The sequence below is a fragment of the Dietzia sp. E1 genome, assembly GCF_014145015.1.
Taxonomy (GTDB): Bacteria; Actinomycetota; Actinomycetes; order Mycobacteriales; family Mycobacteriaceae; genus Dietzia; species Dietzia cinnamea_A.
On the sequence record NZ_JAALDU010000040.1, the window covers coordinates 1 to 5,448 of the forward strand.

The 5,448-nt window shown below is 72.0% G+C and carries 4 protein-coding genes, 1 pseudogene and 1 riboswitch; all 5 genes and pseudogenes read left to right on the plus strand.

The annotated features are described in order from the left end of the window. On the plus strand, positions 1–849 hold an 849-nt coding region (locus tag G6030_RS02090), incomplete at its 5' end, for a cyanophycin synthetase (protein ID WP_241724101.1). A gap of 60 nt (positions 850–909) precedes the next feature. Next, positions 910–1,462 (plus strand): annotated as a pseudogene (locus tag G6030_RS02095) (dihydrofolate reductase family protein). A gap of 251 nt (positions 1,463–1,713) precedes the next feature. Further along, positions 1,714–3,162, plus strand: a complete 1,449-nt coding sequence (locus G6030_RS02100; protein WP_187701457.1) for an MFS transporter — start codon at positions 1,714–1,716, stop codon at positions 3,160–3,162. A gap of 284 nt (positions 3,163–3,446) precedes the next feature. After that, a complete protein-coding gene (locus G6030_RS02105; RefSeq protein WP_182642047.1) occupies positions 3,447–3,635 on the plus strand; it encodes a hypothetical protein in 189 nt (62 codons plus the stop codon). A 4-nt stretch (positions 3,636–3,639) separates the two neighbouring features. Continuing rightward, a riboswitch (cobalamin riboswitch) is annotated at positions 3,640–3,795 on the plus strand. A gap of 36 nt (positions 3,796–3,831) precedes the next feature. Next, positions 3,832–5,400: a cobyric acid synthase gene (locus tag G6030_RS02110; protein WP_182642048.1), complete on the plus strand. Its 1,569-nt coding sequence runs from the start codon at positions 3,832–3,834 to the stop codon at positions 5,398–5,400. Positions 5,401–5,448 lie beyond the last annotated feature (48 nt).

Here is a 5,448-nt window from a genome sequence, read left to right on the forward strand (position 1 = left end):
CTGTTCACGGCCGCGCGCGCCGACACGGCCGTGGTCTCCCTCGACGACCCCCACGGGCGGCGGCTCGCCGCGGAATCGGAACCGCCCACGTGGACGTGCTCGGTCCGCGACGTGGGGGCGGACGTCTACGCCGAGCGCATCGACTGTGACGGGACGGGCTCGCGCTTCACCGCCCGGACGCCGTACGGCGCCGTGCCGATCCACCTGCGGGTCCTGGGGCCGCACCAGGTGCCCAACGCCCTCGTCGCGCTGACCGGCCTCCTCGCCGACGACATCGACCCGCTCGCGGCGGCCGAGGGCATCTCCCGACTGACCCGGGTCCCGGGGCGCTGCGAACCGGTGAACGCCGGGCAGTCGTTCACAGCGCTCGTCGACTACATGCACAACGAGCCCGGTCAGCGCGCGCTGCTGCCGCACCTGAGGGCGATGGCCGCCGGGCGGTTAATCCTGGTGATCGGGGCGACCGGCGGACGCGACCGCACCAAGAGACGCCCGCTCGGGCGCACCGCGGCGTCGTTCGCCGACCTGGTGATCGTCACCGACGAGAGCCCCGAGGACGAGGACCCGGCCGCCCTCCGCGCCGAGGTCCTCGCCGGCGCGCGCGAGGCCGCGGTGGTCCGCGCGGGTGAGGCCGCGGGGGTCGAGGTGGTGGAGGAGCCGGACAGGGCCCGAGCCCTCGCCCTCGCCGTGGCGGCGGCCGGGCCGGGGGACGTGGTGGTCGTCGCCGGTCGTGGCTGCGAGGTGTCCCGACGCTACGGGGCCCGCCGGGACGACTTCGACGACCGTGCCCGTCTGCTGCAGGCGATCCTCGAGTTCTCGGCGGAGAACCCTGGTCAACGCTCAGCCTAGGGGCGCCTTCCGGCGATACGCTGCCCCCATCGTCCCCGCGCCACCCTCGGAAGGTCGATCATGGGCACGCTGAGTTACACCGCGACCGTCTCGCTCGACGGCTACGTGGCGGACGCGGACGGGGACTTCCAGTGGTCCGCGCCCGACGCAGAGGTCTTCCGGTTCCACGTGGACCGCATGGGGGCCGTCGCCCACGAGGTGCTGGGTCGGAACACCTACGCGCTGATGGAGTACTGGCAGAACCCACCCGAGGGCGAGGAGTGGGGCCCCGACGAGCAGGAGTTCGCGCGGCGCTGGCAGGCGATTCCGCGGACCCTCGTCTCGTCCACGATGACGGCCGCCGACCTCGCCTCGGACACCGACCGCCTGGTGCCGCGTCTCGACACGGGCACCCTGCGCCGGATCGTCGACGAGGCGGACGAGGAGGTGGAGATCTTCGGCGGCGGAGGCGATCCGCGCGGGGATGGTGAGCGACTTCCTGCTCTTCGTCGTCCCCCACGTGGTCGGCGGGGGCCTGCGCGCGCTGCCGCCGGACACGCACCTGGATCTGGAGCTCGCCGAGCAGCGCGTCTTCGGAGGCGGGACGGTGTTCCTGCACTACCGGAGCCGGTGAACCCGTAGCAGAGCGCGTGAGGTGTGTAGCGCAGCCCGTGAGCCGCGGCCAGGTCGTCGTCGTCACACCCCCGCCCGTACACCCGACGGCGTGTCCGGGATTGGACACGGTGCCCAGCGGGCGAGAAAAATGACGACCCACACTGTGCCACGTGCACATCCACCGCTGGGCGGGGTGACCAAGATCACCGAGCCGCCTAGCCTTGTCGCGGTCGTCGGTAGCCACCCCCGCTACCCGGACCTAGGAGGAACATGGCAACGCCGGACGGGAACACCGATCCCCACGGGAGCACGGCCGCGGTCGCCGAGACGATCTCGGCCGAGCCGGTGCCCCGTCACCGGATCATCCTCGCCTCGCTCATCGGCACCACGATCGAGTTCTACGACTTCTACATCTTCGCCACCGCCGCGGTGTCGGTCTTCCCGCTGCTGTTCTTCGCCGGCGGCGACGCCAGCACGGCACTGCTGGCGTCGATGGCCACGTTCGGCACGGCGTTCATCGCCCGCCCGCTCGGGTCCATCGTCTTCGGCCACTACGGCGACCGCCTCGGCCGCAAGGTCACCCTGGTGGGCGCGCTGCTCACCATGGGTATCGCGACGTTCCTCATCGGCCTGTTGCCGACGATCCACCAGATCGGCCTGTGGGCCCCGGCGATGCTCACGATCCTGCGCTTCTTCCAGGGCATCGGCCTCGGAGGCGAGTGGTCGGGCGCGGCGCTGCTGGCGTCGGAGACGGCGCAGCCGGGCAAGCGCGGGTTCGCCGCGATGTGGCCGCAGCTCGGCGCACCGTTCGGCTTCATCCTGGCCAACGGCATCTTCCTGCTGCTGACCGTGTGGTTCGCCTACGACTCCACCGCCGCCGAGCTGTCGGACCCGTTCCTCGTGTGGGGCTGGCGCCTGCCGTTCCTGCTGTCGATCGTCATGGTCGGCGTGGGCCTGTACGTGCGGCTGCGCATCGAGGAGACGCCGGTCTTCGCCCGCGCGGTCGCCAACAACGAGCGCGTCAAGACCCCGGTGTCCGAGGTGTTCCGCCGCAACTGGTGGGAGATCGTCCTCGGCACGTTCATCATGCTGGCCACGTACGGCCTGTTCTACCTCATGACCACGTGGATCCTGTCGTTCGCGATCGGCTCCGAGGAGACCGGCGGGCTCGGCTACGGCTACCAGTCGTTCCTCATCATCCAGGTCATCGCGATCCTGCTGTTTGCGGCGTTCGTCCCGGTCGCCGGCTGGCTGGCCGACGTGCTCGGTCGCCGTCGGATGCTCATCGGCGTCACTGCCGCGATCATCGTGTTCGGCCTGAGCTTCGGCTGGTGGCTCGAGCCCGAGGCCATGGGCACCGGCGACGATCTCGACGTGACCCGCATGCTGCTGTTCCTGTGCGTGGGCATGATGCTCATGGGCCTGACCTTCGGTCCGATGTCGGCGGTGCTGCCGGAGCTGTTCCCCACCAACACCCGCTACACGGGGTCGGGCGTGGCGTACAACTTCTCGGCGATCCTCGGCGCGGCGCTCACCCCGTTCGTCGCGGTGTGGCTCGTGCAGAACTACTCGGTCGCCTACGTCGGCTACTACCTCGTGGGCCTGTCCGTGCTGACGATCATCTCGCTGATCCTCGCGCCGGAGACCAGCAAGGCCTCGCTGTACACCGAGGACGCCGAGGTCGGCGGAGCCGCCCGCTCCGGGGGCGCCTCCGCCTGACCGCGCCGTAGCGCACCGCGCGCCACCACGCCGCAGCGCATCCCGCGCCGCGCGCCGCTGACAGGGCCCCGGACCGCGAGTCGGTTCCGGGGCCCTGTCGCGCGGTGGGCCGGTCGCCCGCGACAGTTTTTCTGAATGTCCGCATGGATTCGCGCGCGGTCTGCCGGTCCGGGCGTGCACGGCGTCGGCCGGTAACGCGGGGGCGGAACGCCCCGATGTTCACGGTGACACGCGTCAACCGGTCGGCGCTCTCCGGGTCCGGCCCTGCATCGAGGAGTTTCCGCATGATCATTCGCCCGGGCGGCCCCATCAGCGGCCCCGTTTACGACGCCATCAACGCGGTGTTCGGCGCCATCGCCGGCGGCCTCGAGGCGATCGGTATCCCGTTCGAGCAGTCCGCGGTGCCCTTGAGCTTCCTCGCCATGCCCTTCGTCGCGGGCTCCAGCTACCTTCCGGCGGCCCTCGGATCCTGAGCCCGGGGCCCGGCCCCGCCTCGGTTAGCATCGTGGAGGTCGGTCCAGGGAACCCGGTGAGAATCCGGGACTGTCCCGCAACGGTGTGAAGCCGATCCTGCGCACGGCGCGGATCTCCTCGGTTTCGAGTCCGATACCTGCCGACACGCTGCCACACACGTGAGCAGCGCGTATCGGCCGAGGAGCCCCGCACACCATGAACACCGCCGCCTCGCTGTTGATCGCGGGCACCACCTCTGACGCCGGCAAGAGCATCGTCACCACCGCTCTGTGCCGCGCCTTCGCCCGCCGGGGCCTGAAGGTGGCGCCGTTCAAGGCGCAGAACATGTCCAACAACTCGATGGTCGTCGCCGGGCCCGCTGGGTCGGCGTCCGTGGGTACCGCCGAGATCGGCCGCGCCCAGTGGATCCAGGCCCTCGCCGCGCGCGCCGAGCCCGAGCCCGCCATGAACCCGGTGCTGCTCAAGCCCGGCGGCGACCGCCGCAGCCACGTGGTGGTGATGGGCCAGCCGGCCGGCACGGTGTCGTCGCGAGACTTCGTCGACGGGCGCGCCCACCTGGCGGAGGCGGCGTTCGCGGCCTACGACGACCTCGCCTCCCGCTACGAACTCCTCATCTGCGAGGGAGCGGGCAGCCCCGCCGAGATCAATCTGCGCTCGAGCGACTACGTCAACATGGGCCTGGCCCGCCACGCCGACATGCCGGTCGTGGTGGTGGGCGATATCGACCGCGGCGGCGTCTTCGCGGCGCTGTTCGGGACGGTCGCGCTGCTCGAGCCGACCGATCAGCGGCTGGTCGCGGGCTTCGTCGTCAACAAGTTCCGCGGCGACCCCACGCTCCTCGAGCCGGGGCTGCGCCAGCTCACCGCACTCACCGGCCGCCCGGTCCACGGGGTGCTGCCCTGGCACCCCGACCTGTGGCTGGACTCCGAGGACGCCCTCGCGGTCAGCCCCCGCGCCGCCGACGCCTCCGCCGCCCTGCGCGTGGCCGTGATCCGTCTGCCGCGCATCAGCAACTTCACCGACGTCGACGCCCTCGGCCTGGAAGCCGACGTCGAGGTCGCCTACGTCACGGAGCCCCGCGACCTCGCGGGCGCGGACCTCGTCGTCGTCCCCGGGACCAGGGCGACCCTCGACGACCTTGCGTGGCTCCGCTCGCGGGGCCTCGACCGCGCGGTCACCACCCATGCCGAGCGGGGTGGCGCGGTGCTGGGGATCTGCGGCGGCTTCCAGATGCTCGGCGGCGAGATCGCCGACCCCGACGGCATCGAAGGCACCCCCGGCGCGCGGGTGACCGGCCTCGGGCTGCTCGACGTGACCACGCGGTTCGGCGCGGAGAAGGCGCTGCGCCTGCCCACCGGGACCGCGCCGGGGCAGCCGGTGAGCGGGTACGAGATCCATCACGGCCGGGTCACCGTCGGCGGTGGTGACGGTCGGGGTGACGACGACGAGGTGTTCCCCGGCGGAGCCCGGCGGGGTCGGGTGTTCGGCACCATGTGGCACGGGAGTCTCGAGTCGGACGGGTTCCGGGGCGCGTTCCTGGGCGAGGTCGCGGCAGGACTGGGGCGGACCCGCGAGCCCTCGGGCGTGAGCTTCGCCGCCGCGCGGGAGCGCCGCCTCGACCTGTTGGGCGACCTCGCCGAGGAGCACCTCGACCTCGACGCCCTGCTCGAGTTGGCGCGCGACGGTGCGCCCGAGTTGCCAGTGCTCCCGCCGGGGGCTGGGTCGGGCGCCATGCCCATGCTCCCGCCGGGCGCCGACCGGTGATCCTCGTTTTGGGCGGCACGGCCGAGGCCCGCGAGCTCGCCGCCCTGT